The sequence below is a fragment of the Bacillus sp. PSXD-155 genome, assembly GCF_049310765.1.
Lineage (GTDB): Bacteria > Bacillota > Bacilli > Bacillales > Bacillaceae_G > Bacillus_A > Bacillus_A cereus.
Window position 1 is genome coordinate 22,971 of record NZ_JBMOWC010000028.1, and the last position, 16,023, is coordinate 38,993.

A 16,023-nucleotide genomic window follows, 5' to 3' on the forward strand; every position below is an offset into this window, starting at 1 on the left:
AAAGGAGACTGAACTTATGGTTACTACATATCTTTTATTTATCGTTGCCTACTTACTTGGCTCGATTCCATTTGCACTAGTTGTTGGAAAAATTGGCTACGGAATCGATATTCGTGAGCACGGGAGCGGTAATCTAGGCGGAACAAACACATTCCGTACATTAGGGAAAAAAGCAGGTTTTACCGTTACAATTGCTGACATTTTAAAAGGGACATTAGCAACAAGTCTACCAATGATTTTCGGATTAGATATTCACCCACTATGGTTCGGATTAGCGGCTGTTCTTGGACATGTCTACCCGATCTTCGCGAAATTCCGTGGTGGTAAAGCAGTTGCAACTTCTGCTGGGGTGCTATTATGCTATTCACCAGTTGTTTTTGCAATATTGGCTGTTGTATTTTTCACCCTTTTATTTACAACAAGATACGTATCACTTTCTTCTATGGTAACAGCAGTTGTTGCTGTTATTGCATCCATTGTTAGCGGGGATAAAATCTTCATTATTGCGATGTGTTTATTAGCAGGTATGGTTATTTATAAACACCGTGCAAATATCGGACGAATTATAAATAAAACTGAACCAAAAGCAAACTTTTCAAAAAAGCAAAAATAAGATCGTAACCCACATAACGCAAAAAGAAAACGTGAAGCATATTAATAGCGTCTTTTTGCGTTATTTTTTATACTAAAGAAAAAGCAACATAACTTGGAGGAACTATACATGAATCTTTCCGTAACAAAAGAAGCAGCACAATGGTATAAAACTGAATTAAACTTACAATCAAATGAAACACTACGCTTTTTCGTACAATACGGTGGTTGCAGTACTGTGCAAAAAGGACTTTCTTTAGGTATTCGTAAAGATGATCCTGCACACCCTGCTGTTCAAATTCAAGAAGAAGGTATTAACTTCTTTATTGAAGGCGATGATGAATGGTTCTTCGATGGACATAATTTATCTGTTACACTTAATGAAGGTGACGACTTCCCACAATTTAATTATGAAAAATAAAAAAGCGCGGCTTCTGCCACGCTTTTTTATTTTTTCTTAATTTCCTCATATTTCGCATACCACTCAGGATATAACTTTTTAAATGATACAGGGCGGAATCCTTCTTTTTTCGCACAAATATTCGTCGTACTTGCAGTAATACAAAGATCACCATCACCATTATATATTTCATATCCATATACAACGCGAAGCGGGCTCACAGTATCTACCCATGTTTTTACGATTGCCTTTTCTCCATAACGCATCGCTTTACGATATGAAATTTGTAAATCTAACACAGGAGAAATAATTCCTTCTTTCTCCATTTCAACATATGAAAAACCTAAATCTTGTATAAGTTTCGTGCGACCTAACTCAAGCCACACTAAGTAGTTTGAATGGTAAACAACACCCATTTGATCTGTTTCCGCATAACGGATTTCAACTTCATGTTCTGCTACAAACATATGTATTCGCCTTCTTTCACTTCTGCTACCTTGCATACATTTAATCATAATACAGTAACATCAAAAATAAAATAAAAACAGTGAATCTTTTACTGAAAGGAGCCAGCATATGATTCAAATTGTAACTGTTCGTAGTGGTGATTGCGTATATAGCTTGGCATCAAAATATGGATCAACACCTGACGAAATAGTAAAAGACAATGGACTAAATCCAGCTGAAACGCTCGTTGTTGGTCAGGCACTTATCGTTAATACGAAAGGAAATAATTATTATGTACAGCCTGGTGACAGCCTATATCGAATTTCTCAAACATATAATGTCCCCCTCGCTAGTTTAGCTAAAGTTAATAATTTATCTTTAAAATCTATTCTCCATGTCGGACAACAATTATATGTACCAAAAGGCACAAAACGAGCTGTAGAATCCATCGCTTATTTACAACCTTCAACTATACCGATTAAAGAGAGTTTAGTTAATGCGACACGCGCCATCAATCCATTTTTAACATACTTAGCCTATTTTAGTTTTGAGGCAAAAAGAGATGGCACATTAAAAGAACCTACTGAAACAGCTAAAATTGCTAATATTGCAACGCAAGGTAAAACAATCCCTATGCTCGTTATTACAAATATTGAAAATGGTAATTTCAGTGCCGATCTAACATCAGTTATTTTACGCGACGCAACGATTCAAAACAAATTTATTACTAACATTTTGCAAACAGCTCAAAAATATGGCATGCGAGACATTCATTTCGATTTCGAGAGTGTAGCACCTGAAGACCGCGAGGCGTATAATCGCTTTTTACGAAATGTAAAAACACGCTTACCTAGCGGGTACACATTGAGCACAACTCTCGTACCGAAAACAAGTTCAAATCAAAAGGGAAAATTTTTCGAAGCTCACGATTATAAAGCGCAAGGGCAAATTGTTGATTTCGTCGTCATTATGACATATGACTGGGGATGGCAAGGCGGTCCACCGATGGCGATTTCTCCTATCGGTCCAGTGAAAGAAGTACTTCAATATGCAAAATCTCAAATGCCTCCACAAAAAATTATGATGGGGCAAAATTTATACGGGTTTGATTGGAAGCTTCCATTTAAACAAGGAAATCCACCCGCAAAAGCAATTAGCTCTGTCGCAGCTGTTGCACTAGCTCGTAAATATAATGTTCCTATTCGTTATGATTTCACAGCCCAAGCTCCTCATTTTAATTATTTTGATGAAAACGGCGTGCAACACGAAGTTTGGTTTGAAGATTCACGGTCTGTTCAAAGTAAATTCAATTTAATGAAAGAACAAGGTATAGGTGGTATTAGTTACTGGAAAATCGGTTTACCATTCCCGCAAAATTGGCGTTTACTCGTTGAAAATTTCACGATTACGAAAAAGGGCTGACAAAAGTCAGCCCTTTTTTTCATATTACTGCTAAAAACTCATCTTTCATTTCCTCACAAAAAAGAAGAATGATAACATTCTCCTTTTTAACCGTTATCAACAATCGGTTGTTTACCTGTTTGATCTTGCATTTGCTTTCCTTTATTTCCACCAGCTTTTTTCGATTGTGTTCCAATATGATTTGGTGCAAAGTCTTTTGAATTTTTTTTCGGATTACCCATTACTATCGCCTCCTTAACACTAGTATCGTACTAGCGTTAAGAATTATTCAGCTTGCTTAAAAAGTTTCATTTCATAACGTTTTTCGATGCGCTCTTCAATGCGATCAATTGCATCACGATCGCTTAATAATTGTTGTTTATTTTCATTTACAAGTTCTTCAAACGATTTACGGCGACTTCTTCTCATGTTGTTCACCCTCTCTCCTTCGCTTTCTTATTACATAGTATGAGCAAACGAAAAACTCTTTAATCAGATTTGTAAGAAAATTTTATGTTTTAGTACTCCTAAAAAAACTCCGTGTACAATATATTGTACACGGAGTTTTTTATACCATAATATTTAAATACTCTTTCAACTTTTCATCTGCATTCATTTCATTTTCTTTATAATCATGAAGCGCCTGTAACACAAAATCATACTGTTCTAAAATATAACTTTCTAATTTCATAACATCCTCTAAGCTATTAAGCATAATTCTCGTATTACCAACTTCACTTTTTAACGCTGGTTCACATTTTAAGCTTGTACATATTTCTTTCACATCATCTTCTAATATCTCTGTTAATATATATTTCTTTCGCCCTTTTACCTTTACTCTCATAACTGGATAAAAAGCTTTTATATCTAAATAACTTCCTACATTCATACAACGTAGCCATTCTACATTACGTTTATTACGTGCAAGCATTTCTTTCACCGCTTCGTATACTACGATTTCATCAAGTGAGACCTTATTTACTTTTCTCTGTCCTTCTTCTTCAATAGCTGCACACTTTTGATAAACAGCAGCACACGTAATGCAATCGTCAAATGCATTATGAGAGCTTAAACGAATTCCAAGCATTCGCTTTAACGTTTCAAGTTTATGATTAGGCGCCTGCTTCATGTATTTCTTCGCTAAAAATACAGTATCAATTACTTTATTTTTAGGTTCAGGTAGCCCTAGCATATTTACATTACTTTTCAAAAAGCGCATATCAAAAGAAGCATTATGGGCCACAATAACATTTGTATGTAAAAATGCTAAAAATAAAGGTAATACCTCTTCAATCGTCGGTGCATCTGAAACACGATAATTGGTAATACCGGTTAAACTCGTTATTCGGTCCGGAATTGGCCGCTCTGGATTCACGTATGAAACAAATTGATCTACCAGTTCATGATTACGATATTTCACCGCTGCAACTTGAATAATTTTATCATTATAAGGGTTAAATCCTGTTGTTTCAAAATCAATTACAACATAATCTAACGGTAAGGATACATTCCCCACTCCATACACTCCTTTATCTCTAAACGATTATATTTCTTACATCATATCATGAAGTTATTACTACTTGAAAAAGAAAAGGCAGAAATGGGAACTCTCCACCTCTACCTTTTCACCATTATTTTAATTTAGCAACCCTTTTCTCCATCTCTTTTTGCGTCATCGGCCCAATAAACTTATCTTGAATGACACCTTTTGTATCTATAAAATACGAAGTTGGAATCGTAATTACTTTATACGCTGTTGTCACATCAATGTTCTTGTCCAATAAAATAGGAAAAGTAATTCCTTTTTCTTTAGCAAAATTGCTTACCTTTTCTTCCCCCCCACCTTTTTCTGAAGGCGTATAGTTGATTGCTAAAATTTCTACGTTTTCTTTATGTTCTTTATAGAAAGCCTCCATATCCGGCATTTCTTGTTGGCAAGGTCCACACCACGTTGCCCAAAAGTTTAAAATCACTTTCTTTCCTTTTAAATCTGATAGCTTTACATTCGTTCCATCTAACTTCGTTAATTCGAAGTCTGGCGCACTCTTCCCTATTTCAATACCATTCCTTGCGATAATCTCTTTCATCGCAGCTTCACTTTTTTCTTGCTTCACTTTTACCGCCTGCTCTTTATTACCAAACTGTTCATAAGCTGCGTATCCCGCTAAACAAAGTAACACTACAATAATCGTAAGCTTCCGCCACATTTTATATCACCCTAACGTATTATCTTCTTTTAACACATTCATCAAAATACTATATACCTTATTTTAGCTTATACGGACAAGCTTGGAAATATTCAGAGTCGAAATAATTAGAATATCCTTATTTAAAGTGTAATTTTTTCCTTTTTATCATATAATTAGAAAAACAGATGAAGTGTTGTTTATCTTCTTATGGGCCCATTCACCTTTTTACTTTCGTACTTATATAAACTTCAACAAAAGGGGGATTTTTTATGAATTCATTCGAAAAAATAACATTATATATTCTTAGTTTTCTTTTATACCCAATCGGTATTATTACATGGATCATTTCACTCTTTAGTAACGATCTTGAAAAAAAGAACATAGGGCGTATTTGTCTTTACATCTCTCTAGTCTCATTCGTCCTTTTCTTAATCCTTGGAATTGCAACTTTCCTTATGACTGCTACTTTTAACGTAGATCTAAATCATTCAGAATCTATCCAATATCAAATAAATGATGTTGAATAAAGATAAGGTCACTGCTCTTATCTTTATTCACATCTCTTTCAAAATGAATGACTATTTATTAATTCTTCAGGACTTCCACATGCAACAATACTTCCTTCTCTCATTATGACAACACGATCCGCTAGTATCACTTTCTCTACATCATGTGTTGCCACAATTCTCGTTACATCTCTTCCTAGTCCTTCAATCATATTCCAAACAGTTTCTTGATTACTCGGATCTAACCCCGCAGTCGGTTCATCTAAAATAATAAGATTCGGATTTGAACCAATTGCTCGTAATAATGCAAGACGTTTTCTTTCGCCTCCTGAAAACTCTTCACCGCTTTTATGTAGCACAGTTTGACTCCCTTCAGGTAACCCTCTAATAATCGGCGTTGCATTTATAAGTTCACTATTTTTTTCTAACTGATTTTCTAAACCCTCTTCCCCGAAATACATATTCTCTTTTACTGTCGTCCGAAAGAAACGAGGTTCTTGCCACACTGTAGTCATTCGAGCCTTTTGACCATAATAAACAACACTACCGTTAGATGGTTTATACAAACCTGTCATTAATTTTAAAAGTGTTGTTTTTCCTGCACCACTTTCTCCGACAATGATAACGAATTCACCAGGATTAATTTGCAAATCAATATTATTAATTCTACATTTCTCTTCTTCACTCTCCTGAAATGAAACATTTGTTATTATCATCCCCATCGCTCTTTCTACATTACTATCTGCCACTCTTTTATCTAAAAAGGAAAAAACTCTATTTGCCGAAGCGACTGCAACTTGTGTCATCATTAATAAATCGCCCACGTAACAGACTGGGAAAAAGAGCATTTCAATTGTAGCTAACACTGCAACAAGTGAACCAACTTCCATTTCCCCTTTCATTATTTTTTGTGCGCCTACAATGAGAACAACGATATATGCTCCTGTTTCAATCACTGTTCCAACTACTCCAATGCAATGTTGCATCATCGTCTTCTTTACTTCCGATTTATAAGATTGTGCCGTTACTCCTTTAAATAAGCGAATGGCCCATTTTTCTTTTTGTACACTACGTAAATCTTGTATACCCTTTACAAACTGTGACACCATCTCTACAACACTCGATTGATTTTTTTGAGCAATGCTTGCAATATCCCTTACCTTTTCTCCCATCAGTATTGGAACAATTGCACTGAAAAATAAAAACGGAGTTACCCACAATATAAACTGTATATCTATATGTTGTAGTGCTATGAAAGCTCCAATAAATTGGGCAATAGCGTGTATATACTCTATTAATATAGAACCATATAATCTGACCCAGTTCGGAATATCAGATACGACCAAAGTTTCTAACTCCCCTTGCTTAATCTTCTCACTCTCTTCAAACGGTAATGAGAAATAGTGACGCAATAATTCTATACGTTTCGTTTGTAATATACGTTGACTGGCTTTTGAGCTTATATAACCAAATAAAAGATTGTTCGTCCACATTAAAAAGCGAATACCCGCAAACAAAGCTATATATAAATACGCACCTTTTAGCTCCCTTTGAATAAGATTGTCTACAATTAATCCCATGAAAATTGGGCGTGATAAATTTAAAATGGCAGCAATTATCCCACTACATACAGCTGCCATTACTAATATTTTCTCTTTTCGTAACGGCCACAATATTCTTTTATATTCTTTCATGACGTTCCCTCCACTTTTCGTAGTAAAAAGAAAGGGATGAAACCATATGGTTTCATCCCTTTCCATAAAATAAGGAAGCTAACTATTGTTAGCTTCCTTATTTTTCATTTCAATTATTTAGTTTGACACTTTTGACTCTTCGATTTTCTCACGAAGAACCATTTGCAGAATACCACCGTGACGGTAGTAGTCAATTTCTACTTCACTATCGAAACGAGCTACTACTTCAAATTGTTTTTCGTTGCCATCTAAATCAGTTGCAACTACTTTTACAAGATCGCGCGGTCTAACTGTTTTGTCAATTTGAATTTCAAATGACTCGTTACCAACAAGACCTAACGTTTCAGCACTTTCGCCATCTTTAAATTGAAGTGGTAATACACCCATTAATACTAAGTTACTGCGGTGAATACGTTCGAAGCTTTCTGCGATTACTGCTTTAATACCTAATAAGTTAGTACCTTTCGCAGCCCAGTCACGAGAACTTCCCATACCGTAATCTTTACCAGCAACAACTAGAAGACCTGTTCCATCTTCTTTATATTTCATAGCAGCATCATAGATTGATGTTACTTCACCAGTTGGCCAATATGTTGTATATCCACCTTCTGTTCCTGGTGCGATTTGGTTTTTAATACGGATGTTTGCAAATGTACCACGCATCATAACTTCATGGTTACCACGACGAGAACCGTAAGAGTTAAAGTCAACTGGTTGTACGCCGTTTTCTAATAAGTAGCGTCCAGCTGGTGTGTGCTTACCAATTGAACCTGCTGGTGAAATGTGGTCTGTCGTTACAGAATCACCAAATTTACCAACTATGCGTAAACCTGATAACGTTTCAACTTCACCTGGCTCTTTAGATAAACCTTCAAAGAATGGTGGGTTTTGAATGTATGTTGAATCATTATCCCAAGTATATAAAGCTTCGTTTGAAGTTTGGATTTCATTCCAACGCTCATTGCTGTTAAATACTTGTGCATATTCTTTCTTGAACAGTTCAGATGTAACAACACTTTGAACTACATCTTCAATTTCTTTAGCTGATGGCCAAATATCGTTGAAGTAAACAGCATTGCCATTTGCATCTTTACCGATTTCATCATTTTTTAGGTCAATATCAACAGTACCTGCAAGTGCATATGCCACAACAAGTGGTGGTGATGCTAAGTAGTTTGCTTTTACAAGAGGATGAATACGACCTTCAAAGTTACGGTTACCAGATAAAACAGATGTTACTAGTAAGTCGTTTGCTGCGATTGATTCTTCTAATTCTGGCGCTAATGGACCAGAGTTACCGATACAAGTCGTACAGCCGTAACCAACTGTTTGGAAACCTAATTGGTCTAAATATGTTGTTAAACCTGATTTATCTAAGTACTCAGTAACAACTTTAGATCCTGGTGCTAATGATGTTTTTACGTACTCAGGTACTACAAGTCCTTTTTCAATTGCTTTCTTCGCAACTAGACCTGCCCCGATTAATACGTATGGGTTTGATGTATTTGTACAGCTTGTAATTGCAGCGATTGCAATTGCACCTGTTTTCATCGTTACTTCTTTATCTTCTAATGTAACCTTCACTTCTTTATCGAACTCTTGCTCATTAAATCCAAGTCCTTGTGTTCCAACTGGTGCTAAAACAGCTTTTTGGAACGCATCTTTCATATCTGAAAGTGGAATTAAATCTTGTGGGCGTTTCGGTCCAGAAAGGTTAGATTCGATTGTATTTAAATCAATTTCAACAAGATCAGTGTAGATTGGATCTTTACTGTCTGCTGTATAGAATAAACCGTTCGCTTTACAGTATTCTTCAACAATACGAATTTGCTCTTCATCTCTACCTGTTAAACGTAAGTATTCTAATGAAATATCATCGATTGGGAAGAATCCACAAGTTGCGCCGTATTCTGGTGCCATATTTGAAATTGTTGCACGGTCAGCTAAAGGCATGCTCTTTAGTCCATTACCGAAGAACTCAACAAATTTACCAACTACACCTTTTTGACGTAATACTTGTGTTACTTTTAATGCAACGTCTGTTGCTGTAGTACCACTTGGAAGTGTGCCAGTTAATTTCACACCGATTACTTCAGGTACTGGGAAGTATGAAGGCTGTCCAAGCATTCCTGCTTCTGCTTCAATACCACCAACGCCCCATCCAAGAACGCCGATACCGTTAATCATTGTTGTATGTGAGTCTGTTCCAACTAATGAATCTGGGTATGCAACTAAGTCACCTTCAGCATTTTTCACAGCATGAACAACTGGTGCTAAATATTCAAGGTTTACTTGGTGTACAATGCCTGTAGCTGGTGGAACTGCACGGTAGTTATCAAATGATTTTTGTGCCCAGCTTAAAAATTTATAACGTTCTTCATTACGTTTAAACTCTAAGTCCATGTTGAATGCAAGCGCGTCTGCCGTACCCGCTCTATCAACCTGTACAGAGTGGTCAATTACAAGGTCTACAGTAATTTCAGGATTAATTTTGTCAGGATCCCCACCCATGTCTGCCATTGCTTTACGAAGCGAAGCCAAATCAACAACAGCTGGAACACCAGTGAAATCTTGTAAAATTACACGAGATGGTTTAAATGGAACATCGATATCTTGCACATCTTTCGTTCCCCATTTCGCTAAATTTGTAACATGCTCTTCTGTGATTACACGTCCGTCTACTTGACGAAGTACTGATTCAAGTAAAACTTTCACGGAATATGGTAATTGAGATACGTTGCCAACCCCTGCATTTTCAAGCGCTTTCAAATCATAATAATGATACGTTTTTCCATCTACTTCAAAAGTTGCACGTGATTGAAATGGATTATGTTTGACCATTATGTTTCCCCCCTGTTAAACGTGACTAAGTTGTCTGAATATAAAATGTAGACAAACTTTTCAATACCTTACGATAATATCTTATTACAACTTTCTAAATAAGTAAATAATAAGAAACTTATAGATTATCATAAGTTTTCTTTATGTTTCTAAATTTGAATAGCTTTCATGCTCCTTATGAATACTATTATCATAAAGTAAAGTGCTCTATCAGCGGTTTACTTACAGTTCATACATACTATGAACTGCTCATCATTCAACATACAAAAAATGTTATAGAGGTGAAATAAAATGGGTAAAAGAAAAGCAAATCATACTATTTCAGGAATGAATGCTGCATCTGCACAAGGACAAGGAACTGGTTACAATGAAGAATTTGCAAACGAGCCTTTAACTCCAGCAGAGCGACAAAATAATAAGAAACGTAAAAAGAACCAGTAAAGAAAAATCCCAAAAGGTCTATTTTCCTTTTGGGATTTCTTCTAATGTTTATAACGTAGTAATTCCGAAACCGTTACAAATCGATAGCCCTGTTTTTTCAGCTCAGGTAAAATTTTTGCTAGCGCTGCTACCGTTTGACTACGATCATTCCCTCCATCATGTAACAATACAATATCGCCACTTTTAGCATTTTTCACTACATGATTTACAATGGATTCAACCCCTGGATTTGCCCAATCACGCGGGTCTTGATGCCACGACCATAGAACAGTTTGATAGCCAGCCTCTTTCGCTGTTTTAAATACAGCATCGTTAATATATCCGCCAGGAGGACGGAATAGCAAAGGTTCTTTCACCCATTTTTCAAAAAATTTCTTTCCATCTAAAATATCATTTTCTAATTTTTCATCTGACGAATTACTTGCATACAAATGATTCATCGTATGATTTCCAATTTCATGTCCCTCTTTTAACACTTGCTTCACTAAATATGGATTACGCTGAACTCGAAATCCAATCATAAAAAATGTCGCTTCCGCCTTATATTGACGTAATAAATCTAAAACTTGTGGTGTATACGTTGGATCTGGCCCATCATCAAATGTAATTGCAATAATTTTTTCATTATTAGGTACTTCCCATGTTACATAACCAGTTGGTTCTAACTCTTTTCTGAGCAACATTTTCGCTTCCACTTTTTCCACTTGAAATATATGTACTGCACATAGCAAAGAAAAAACTAATAGAAAAATTTTCTGTTTTAGCATAACGTTCACTAAAGCAGCAAGGTTGTCAAATAGACAACAACCTCATTTACTTTTCTAATTGATCTACATTTCGCATTATATTTTGGAGATTATTTTCATATTGCTCAAGTTGTGGACGTTGTGTTTCTGAAGCTACCTCTAGTGCATTTTGAATTTGTTCATATGCTTCCTGAACCTCTTGGCGTAACTCTTTTAAATCATGACCGTAGTTAGGGTCATTTTTCACAATATTATTAAATGCATTTTCTGCTTGTGTAACTCCTTGCTGTGCCGCTTGAAAGGCTTGTTGCTTATCTTTATGATATGGCATTATATAATCCCCTTTCTATAATTGTTAGTCCCCTTTATCTTTACCTTTTTTTCTAAAAACATTCTCGTATAAAATCGTCAACTTCTCTCATTCTAAAAAGAAAGAGGAGGTGTCATATACAATGGGAAAAAACAATCGTGAAGCGAAAGAAAAAAAAGGACAACCTGAACCATTAAGCGGATCTCATAAAGTAAAAAACCGTAACCATTCACGCCAAAAACATCATGCGCATCATGATATGTAAAACAAAAAGTGCACACTAGCTATCTTTTCCACATACAATGTTTATATTTTTCCATTTATTCTTCACCCCTAATTCATTCATGCATAACATGATATGAATTGATATTTTACGGAGGGTGTCTTACATGGGCAAGAAAAAGAAGAATTGTCTTTTTCATGTTGATGGTTTCGAAGAATGGATGGATCAATTTTGTTCCGATTCTTATAGTAACTTTAGCTTTCCAAATCAAATTCACATCGATCTTTGCGAAACCGAAGAAGAATATATTTTGGAAACAGATGTACAAAATGTCACGGAACAAAATGTACTCATTAAAAAGTTAGAGACAGGCCTAGCTATATGCATACTTCATAAAAACATTTCCTTACAACGAACAATCCCTTTACCTACTACTATCATTTATAAAAAGATGCTAGCCTGCTTAGAAAACGGATTTTTAGCCATTCATATTTCCAAAAATGAAGTTGCTGATAAGCATGAAAAAAAAGTTCTTTTTTCAAATTAAGAGTTAATATAATTCAAACTAAGCCCCAGTTGGTTACTGGGGCTTATGTTATTTCGCATGCATTTCTATATTAGAATTTCTATCATATCTTTTTTTCGATAAACCTTTTGTAACTAAAAGCACAGGAAATGCCACAGTTGAAAATATAGCTAGTGCTGAAAATACCGCAAACCCATTTTGGTACCCGTAGTAATCGAGAAGTACTCCTCCGAACCACGGACCTATTACTACTCCAATTCCCGAAAAGCCCATCGCACCGAAGTATGTTCCTTTTAGATGCGCAACAGCAATATCATCAATAAATACATCCGTCATCGAAAACATTAAGACTTCTCCAATTGTAAAAATAATTGTACAAACGGCAGCACCTAGCATAGATTCTACTATTCCAAAGCCAAATAATCCCCCGCTCACAAATAAAGTCCCAACCATAATTGATGTTAACGGTGTATACTTTTTGCACATTTGAATAACAGGGTATTGGATAATCACTACAACAATTGCATTTAAAGCGAGCATATATGAGAATAGCTTCACCCCATCCTCAAATATATGTGCATTTGCAAAATATTGAGATACTGTCGTCGTTAAATGGGAAAAACCGCAATTACTCAAAATAATACCGACTAAAGCAACTAAAAATACTATATCTTTTCGCAATATACGTATTGCATTTAGCATTGTAACAGTTTTTTCTGTACTCACTTTCTTTTTTTCCATTGGATACTTCTTAAATTGGAACGCTAATATAGCTGTATATAGAATATATACCCCAGCTGCTACTAAAAAAGGAATTGTTGATTTTGCACTTCCAATCTGTAATCCAACAATTGGTCCAATTGCAACTCCAACATTTATTGCACCGTATCGTAAGTTATAGACGAGTAACCGATACTCAGGCTTTGTTAAATCTGATAATAATGCTCTTGATGTTGGCTCAAAAAACGACCTACATAATCCATTTAAAGCGTTTAATAAAAAGAAACTTAAAACATGATCCGCAAGTGAAAAACCTATAAACACAAAAATCCAAACGATCATGGACCAGAGCATAATCGTTTTCCGGCCAAATCGATCTGATAAATTCCCTCCGATAAAACTAGCAAAAACACCAACAAGTGCACTCGTTCCGATAATAGCACCAGTCATTCCAGCTGATACACCTTTAACAGTCGTTAAATAAATCGCTAAAAAAGGGATACTCATTGAAGTTGCAAACCTAGCAAACAATGTCCCTAAAATAATACTCATTCCAAGCGGATGAATATGCTGTAACTTCCCCTTCATCGTTAAACCTACTCTCTCTATTTTCACAAAAAAAAGAAAGCAAAGGATCTGCTTTCTTTTCCTTTTTCTATACTTGAGCTGTTGATACCCGAGTTGTTCTCGTTATGTCCATATCAATTCCATATGTGAACTGTAATTCTTTACACACATCTTTAATTAAGATTGCGACATTATACTTTTCATTAAATTGTAAAACTATGTTTTCTACTTCTTCATATGTATACTTATATTCCCCTGTAATGACACTTTTTAGATCAAAGCATTCGTTAATACAAAGTTGTACAAGTAGCTGGTCATATTTCTCTATTACATCTTCTTTCTTCCAAAGTAACTCTTTTACATATAATCGATCAAACTTCACACTTTCTCGATTACAATCCGTTAAAATCCGGGTCATTTCGTTTAATTCTCGATATAATTCGGAAATATTTCTACTTAAACTAAGCAGTTTATCTACGCCGTTTTCATATAACATATTTATTCCACCCCCGCATTTTCTTTCCCTTATTATAGCAAGAAAATTCTAAAAATAGTTTCTTTCTTCTGAAATATTAGGAAACTAATTTCAATTGCATTACAATGAAACTAGTTAATGCGAGAGGAGAAAGAAAATTGGAGCACAAATTATATTACACTGACGCTTATAAGCAAGACTTTACTACTAAAATTATAAAGCAAGATTATGATAAAGACGGTAACTTATACGTTGTTTTGAATGAAACAGCATTTTATCCGACAGGTGGCGGACAACCATATGATACTGGTACATTAAATGATATCAATGTAATCAATGTAGAAGAGATAAACGGAGAAATTCGTCACTACATTGCAGAACAATTACATACAGAAGACGTAGAAGGTAAAATCAATTGGGAGCGCCGTTTTGATCATATGCAACAACATGCAGCTCAGCACATTTTATCTGCTGCTTTTTGGGACCATTTTAACATGCCTACAATTGGATTCCATCTTGGTAAAGAAACAGTAACAATTGATTTAGAAACAGAAAATCTTCATGCAGAAACGGTTGAAAAAGCAATACAAATTGCAAACAAAATTGTTTTTGAAAACCATCCAATCCGCATCCAGTGGATGAACTTAGAAGAAGCGAAAACGTTGCCCCTTCGTAAAGAACCGACTATGACAGAAAATATACGGGTTGTTATTATCGAAAACTTTGACTACAACGGCTGTGGTGGAACGCATCCGAAACGAACTGGTGAAGTTGGTCCTATTCAAGTACTAGGATGGGAGCGCAATAAAGGTGGTATACGCTTAACGTTTATCGCTGGTTGGCGTACACTTAAATTAATGGGGCAACAGCAACAAATTATGAAAGATGTTTCTAAACAATTAAACAGTAGCGAAACTGATATTCCAGCAAAAGTGGCGCAACTGCTTACTTCTCAAAAAGAAAACGAAAAAGCAATACAAACAATGAATGAAAAATTATTATTTGCAGAGGCAAATGAACTACTTCTACAGCCTATAAAAATTCATGCTGACATACTTATTTCTAAAGTATTTATAAATCGTTCTATGCAAGAAATCGCAAAGCTTTCCGCTATTATTACAGAACAACAAGAGCATGCAATTACGTATTTCGTCATCGAAAATGATGACAAACTACAATGTATTCTCGCTTGCGGAAAATCAGTATCACTCGATATGAATGCTCTTTTAAAAGACGCTCTTCCTACAATCGAAGGAAAAGGTGGCGGAAATAAGAAGAGTGCTCGCGGTGGCGGGAAAGCAATTATGAGCGGAGATGAATTTTTAAATCAGCTTGTTTCTTCTTTACAGTCAGCAGTTTAAAACATGTTATGAAGGATAGCGAACGGCTATCCTTCCCCTATATTTACAGACCTATATTTTGTTTCAAACCTTGATAACTCCCTGCATTTACAAAACCTTCACTTATAAGATTGATAAAAGTTTCCGAAAAACCATAATGACTTAAATCTTTAATCGGCACCATTTGCACATCATGAATTAGATTATGATCAAACTCGTTAGAAGGTAGCATAATTTCACCTTCAATCCTTTTAAGCAAAAACGTTATATGTAATAAAGACGGGCGAGCATCTGGTTTATCACAAACATAGAGTAGCTTCTGAATGTTAACTTCTAACCCTGTCTCTTCTCTCATTTCTCGAATCATTGCTTCCTCTAACGTTTCGCCATTCTCTGCTCTTCCTCCAGGTAAAGACCAATTTCGATTAGCAACTTTTTGCTTTACTAGCAATACCTTTTCATCTTCAATTAAAATTCCTGTAACACGAACTTGCATTACATTTTCCATATGCAATCTCCTCTTCCCATTATATTTACAAATTAACCCTTCCATAAAAAGAACATACGTTTTATAATTGAAGAAAATTATGGAAGAAAGTAGTTGTT

At 35.4% G+C, this 16,023-nt stretch carries 20 protein-coding genes; 8 read left to right on the forward strand and 12 right to left on the reverse strand.

What is annotated here, in order from left to right:
- Nucleotides 1-16 precede the first annotated feature (16 nt).
- Nucleotides 17-613, forward strand: a complete 597-nt coding sequence (gene plsY / locus ACO6VI_RS23400) for a glycerol-3-phosphate 1-O-acyltransferase PlsY (protein ID WP_000258974.1) — start codon at nucleotides 17-19, stop codon at nucleotides 611-613.
- A 108-nt stretch (nucleotides 614-721) separates the two neighbouring features.
- Nucleotides 722-1,012 carry a HesB/YadR/YfhF family protein gene (locus ACO6VI_RS23405; RefSeq protein WP_001054455.1) on the forward strand — a complete coding sequence of 97 codons (291 nt, stop codon included), beginning with the start codon at nucleotides 722-724 and terminating at the stop codon, nucleotides 1,010-1,012.
- 26 nt (nucleotides 1,013-1,038) lie between these two features.
- Here ACO6VI_RS23405 and ACO6VI_RS23410 read toward each other — a convergent pair whose 3' ends face one another.
- The gene (locus tag ACO6VI_RS23410) at nucleotides 1,039-1,458 is read right to left on the reverse strand and encodes an acyl-CoA thioesterase (protein WP_000495808.1); all 420 of its coding nucleotides are present in this window, start codon (nucleotides 1,456-1,458) and stop codon (nucleotides 1,039-1,041) included.
- Nucleotides 1,459-1,567: 109 nt separating this feature from the next.
- Between ACO6VI_RS23410 and ACO6VI_RS23415 the strand changes: the two genes are divergently transcribed.
- Entirely contained in the window at nucleotides 1,568-2,860 is a 1,293-nt protein-coding gene (locus ACO6VI_RS23415) for a glycosyl hydrolase family 18 protein (RefSeq protein ID WP_422424206.1), read from the forward strand.
- Between the two features lie 86 nt (nucleotides 2,861-2,946).
- Here the strand turns inward: ACO6VI_RS23415 and sspN are convergent, their stop codons facing one another.
- From sspN to ACO6VI_RS23435, 4 genes are all read right to left on the reverse strand, one after another.
- A complete protein-coding gene (gene sspN, locus ACO6VI_RS23420; RefSeq protein WP_000527987.1) occupies nucleotides 2,947-3,081 on the reverse strand; it encodes an acid-soluble spore protein SspN in 135 nt (44 codons plus the stop codon).
- Nucleotides 3,082-3,124: 43 nt separating this feature from the next.
- Entirely contained in the window at nucleotides 3,125-3,268 is a 144-nt protein-coding gene (locus ACO6VI_RS23425; RefSeq protein ID WP_001254699.1) for an FbpB family small basic protein, read from the reverse strand.
- A gap of 139 nt (nucleotides 3,269-3,407) precedes the next feature.
- Nucleotides 3,408-4,355, reverse strand: coding sequence for a 3'-5' exonuclease (locus tag ACO6VI_RS23430; RefSeq protein ID WP_063548329.1), 948 nt, complete (start codon nucleotides 4,353-4,355; stop codon nucleotides 3,408-3,410).
- Between the two features lie 115 nt (nucleotides 4,356-4,470).
- Complete coding sequence (locus tag ACO6VI_RS23435) at nucleotides 4,471-5,046, reverse strand: redoxin domain-containing protein (RefSeq protein ID WP_000269083.1); 576 nt, start codon at nucleotides 5,044-5,046, stop codon at nucleotides 4,471-4,473.
- Between the two features lie 251 nt (nucleotides 5,047-5,297).
- Here ACO6VI_RS23435 and ACO6VI_RS23440 point away from each other — a divergent pair, with 251 nt between their 5' ends.
- Nucleotides 5,298-5,555, forward strand: coding sequence for a hypothetical protein (locus ACO6VI_RS23440; RefSeq protein WP_016123225.1), 258 nt, complete (start codon nucleotides 5,298-5,300; stop codon nucleotides 5,553-5,555).
- Between the two features lie 38 nt (nucleotides 5,556-5,593).
- Here the strand turns inward: ACO6VI_RS23440 and ACO6VI_RS23445 are convergent, their stop codons facing one another.
- Entirely contained in the window at nucleotides 5,594-7,228 is a 1,635-nt protein-coding gene (locus ACO6VI_RS23445; protein WP_063548331.1) for an ABC transporter ATP-binding protein, read from the reverse strand.
- Between the two features lie 117 nt (nucleotides 7,229-7,345).
- Nucleotides 7,346-10,069, reverse strand: a complete 2,724-nt coding sequence (acnA, locus tag ACO6VI_RS23450; RefSeq protein ID WP_063548333.1) for an aconitate hydratase AcnA — start codon at nucleotides 10,067-10,069, stop codon at nucleotides 7,346-7,348.
- Between the two features lie 291 nt (nucleotides 10,070-10,360).
- Here acnA and sspO point away from each other — a divergent pair, with 291 nt between their 5' ends.
- On the forward strand, nucleotides 10,361-10,510 hold the full coding sequence (gene sspO / locus ACO6VI_RS23455) for an acid-soluble spore protein SspO (protein ID WP_000518057.1): 150 nt from the start codon (nucleotides 10,361-10,363) through the stop codon (nucleotides 10,508-10,510).
- A 41-nt stretch (nucleotides 10,511-10,551) separates the two neighbouring features.
- Here sspO and pdaB read toward each other — a convergent pair whose 3' ends face one another.
- Together pdaB and ACO6VI_RS23465 are read right to left on the reverse strand one after the other, a co-directional pair.
- Entirely contained in the window at nucleotides 10,552-11,277 is a 726-nt protein-coding gene (gene pdaB / locus ACO6VI_RS23460) for a polysaccharide deacetylase family sporulation protein PdaB (protein ID WP_061665781.1), read from the reverse strand.
- 46 nt (nucleotides 11,278-11,323) lie between these two features.
- Nucleotides 11,324-11,587 carry a hypothetical protein gene (locus tag ACO6VI_RS23465; RefSeq protein WP_001146295.1) on the reverse strand — a complete coding sequence of 88 codons (264 nt, stop codon included), beginning with the start codon at nucleotides 11,585-11,587 and terminating at the stop codon, nucleotides 11,324-11,326.
- A 121-nt stretch (nucleotides 11,588-11,708) separates the two neighbouring features.
- Between ACO6VI_RS23465 and ACO6VI_RS23470 the strand changes: the two genes are divergently transcribed.
- On the forward strand, nucleotides 11,709-11,831 hold the full coding sequence (locus ACO6VI_RS23470; protein WP_000517649.1) for a small acid-soluble spore protein P: 123 nt from the start codon (nucleotides 11,709-11,711) through the stop codon (nucleotides 11,829-11,831).
- A 124-nt stretch (nucleotides 11,832-11,955) separates the two neighbouring features.
- Nucleotides 11,956-12,336, forward strand: coding sequence for an Hsp20/alpha crystallin family protein (locus tag ACO6VI_RS23475; RefSeq protein WP_000516758.1), 381 nt, complete (start codon nucleotides 11,956-11,958; stop codon nucleotides 12,334-12,336).
- A 48-nt stretch (nucleotides 12,337-12,384) separates the two neighbouring features.
- Here ACO6VI_RS23475 and ACO6VI_RS23480 read toward each other — a convergent pair whose 3' ends face one another.
- Nucleotides 12,385-13,623 carry an MDR family MFS transporter gene (locus ACO6VI_RS23480; RefSeq protein ID WP_063548335.1) on the reverse strand — a complete coding sequence of 413 codons (1,239 nt, stop codon included), beginning with the start codon at nucleotides 13,621-13,623 and terminating at the stop codon, nucleotides 12,385-12,387.
- A 67-nt stretch (nucleotides 13,624-13,690) separates the two neighbouring features.
- The gene (locus ACO6VI_RS23485) at nucleotides 13,691-14,098 is read right to left on the reverse strand and encodes a hypothetical protein (RefSeq protein WP_000965149.1); all 408 of its coding nucleotides are present in this window, start codon (nucleotides 14,096-14,098) and stop codon (nucleotides 13,691-13,693) included.
- Nucleotides 14,099-14,235: 137 nt separating this feature from the next.
- On the opposite strand from ACO6VI_RS23485, the gene ACO6VI_RS23490 reads away from it, so the two are divergent.
- Complete coding sequence (locus ACO6VI_RS23490) at nucleotides 14,236-15,438, forward strand: alanyl-tRNA editing protein (RefSeq protein WP_154816436.1); 1,203 nt, start codon at nucleotides 14,236-14,238, stop codon at nucleotides 15,436-15,438.
- Between the two features lie 43 nt (nucleotides 15,439-15,481).
- Here ACO6VI_RS23490 and ACO6VI_RS23495 read toward each other — a convergent pair whose 3' ends face one another.
- The gene (locus ACO6VI_RS23495) at nucleotides 15,482-15,925 is read right to left on the reverse strand and encodes an NUDIX hydrolase (RefSeq protein ID WP_048655771.1); all 444 of its coding nucleotides are present in this window, start codon (nucleotides 15,923-15,925) and stop codon (nucleotides 15,482-15,484) included.
- Nucleotides 15,926-16,023: the final 98 nt, after the last annotated feature.

What these genes read in the sequence shown, in the direction of transcription:
- plsY (WP_000258974.1), top strand. Translation starts at nt 17, where the DNA reads ATGGTTACTACATATCTTTTATTTATCGTTGCCTACTTACTTGGCTCG.
- ACO6VI_RS23405 (WP_001054455.1), top strand. Translation starts at nt 722, where the DNA reads ATGAATCTTTCCGTAACAAAAGAAGCAGCACAATGGTATAAAACTGAA.
- ACO6VI_RS23410 (WP_000495808.1), bottom strand. Translation starts at nt 1,458, where the DNA reads ATGTTTGTAGCAGAACATGAAGTTGAAATCCGTTATGCGGAAACAGAT.
- ACO6VI_RS23415 (WP_422424206.1), top strand. Translation starts at nt 1,568, where the DNA reads ATGATTCAAATTGTAACTGTTCGTAGTGGTGATTGCGTATATAGCTTG.
- sspN (WP_000527987.1), bottom strand. Translation starts at nt 3,081, where the DNA reads ATGGGTAATCCGAAAAAAAATTCAAAAGACTTTGCACCAAATCATATT.
- ACO6VI_RS23425 (WP_001254699.1), bottom strand. Translation starts at nt 3,268, where the DNA reads ATGAGAAGAAGTCGCCGTAAATCGTTTGAAGAACTTGTAAATGAAAAT.
- ACO6VI_RS23435 (WP_000269083.1), bottom strand. Translation starts at nt 5,046, where the DNA reads ATGTGGCGGAAGCTTACGATTATTGTAGTGTTACTTTGTTTAGCGGGA.
- ACO6VI_RS23440 (WP_016123225.1), top strand. Translation starts at nt 5,298, where the DNA reads ATGAATTCATTCGAAAAAATAACATTATATATTCTTAGTTTTCTTTTA.
- ACO6VI_RS23445 (WP_063548331.1), bottom strand. Translation starts at nt 7,228, where the DNA reads ATGAAAGAATATAAAAGAATATTGTGGCCGTTACGAAAAGAGAAAATA.
- acnA (WP_063548333.1), bottom strand. Translation starts at nt 10,069, where the DNA reads ATGGTCAAACATAATCCATTTCAATCACGTGCAACTTTTGAAGTAGAT.
- sspO (WP_000518057.1), top strand. Translation starts at nt 10,361, where the DNA reads ATGGGTAAAAGAAAAGCAAATCATACTATTTCAGGAATGAATGCTGCA.
- pdaB (WP_061665781.1), bottom strand. Translation starts at nt 11,277, where the DNA reads ATGCTAAAACAGAAAATTTTTCTATTAGTTTTTTCTTTGCTATGTGCA.
- ACO6VI_RS23465 (WP_001146295.1), bottom strand. Translation starts at nt 11,587, where the DNA reads ATGCCATATCATAAAGATAAGCAACAAGCCTTTCAAGCGGCACAGCAA.
- ACO6VI_RS23470 (WP_000517649.1), top strand. Translation starts at nt 11,709, where the DNA reads ATGGGAAAAAACAATCGTGAAGCGAAAGAAAAAAAAGGACAACCTGAA.
- ACO6VI_RS23475 (WP_000516758.1), top strand. Translation starts at nt 11,956, where the DNA reads ATGGGCAAGAAAAAGAAGAATTGTCTTTTTCATGTTGATGGTTTCGAA.
- ACO6VI_RS23480 (WP_063548335.1), bottom strand. Translation starts at nt 13,623, where the DNA reads ATGAAGGGGAAGTTACAGCATATTCATCCGCTTGGAATGAGTATTATT.
- ACO6VI_RS23485 (WP_000965149.1), bottom strand. Translation starts at nt 14,098, where the DNA reads ATGTTATATGAAAACGGCGTAGATAAACTGCTTAGTTTAAGTAGAAAT.
- ACO6VI_RS23495 (WP_048655771.1), bottom strand. Translation starts at nt 15,925, where the DNA reads ATGGAAAATGTAATGCAAGTTCGTGTTACAGGAATTTTAATTGAAGAT.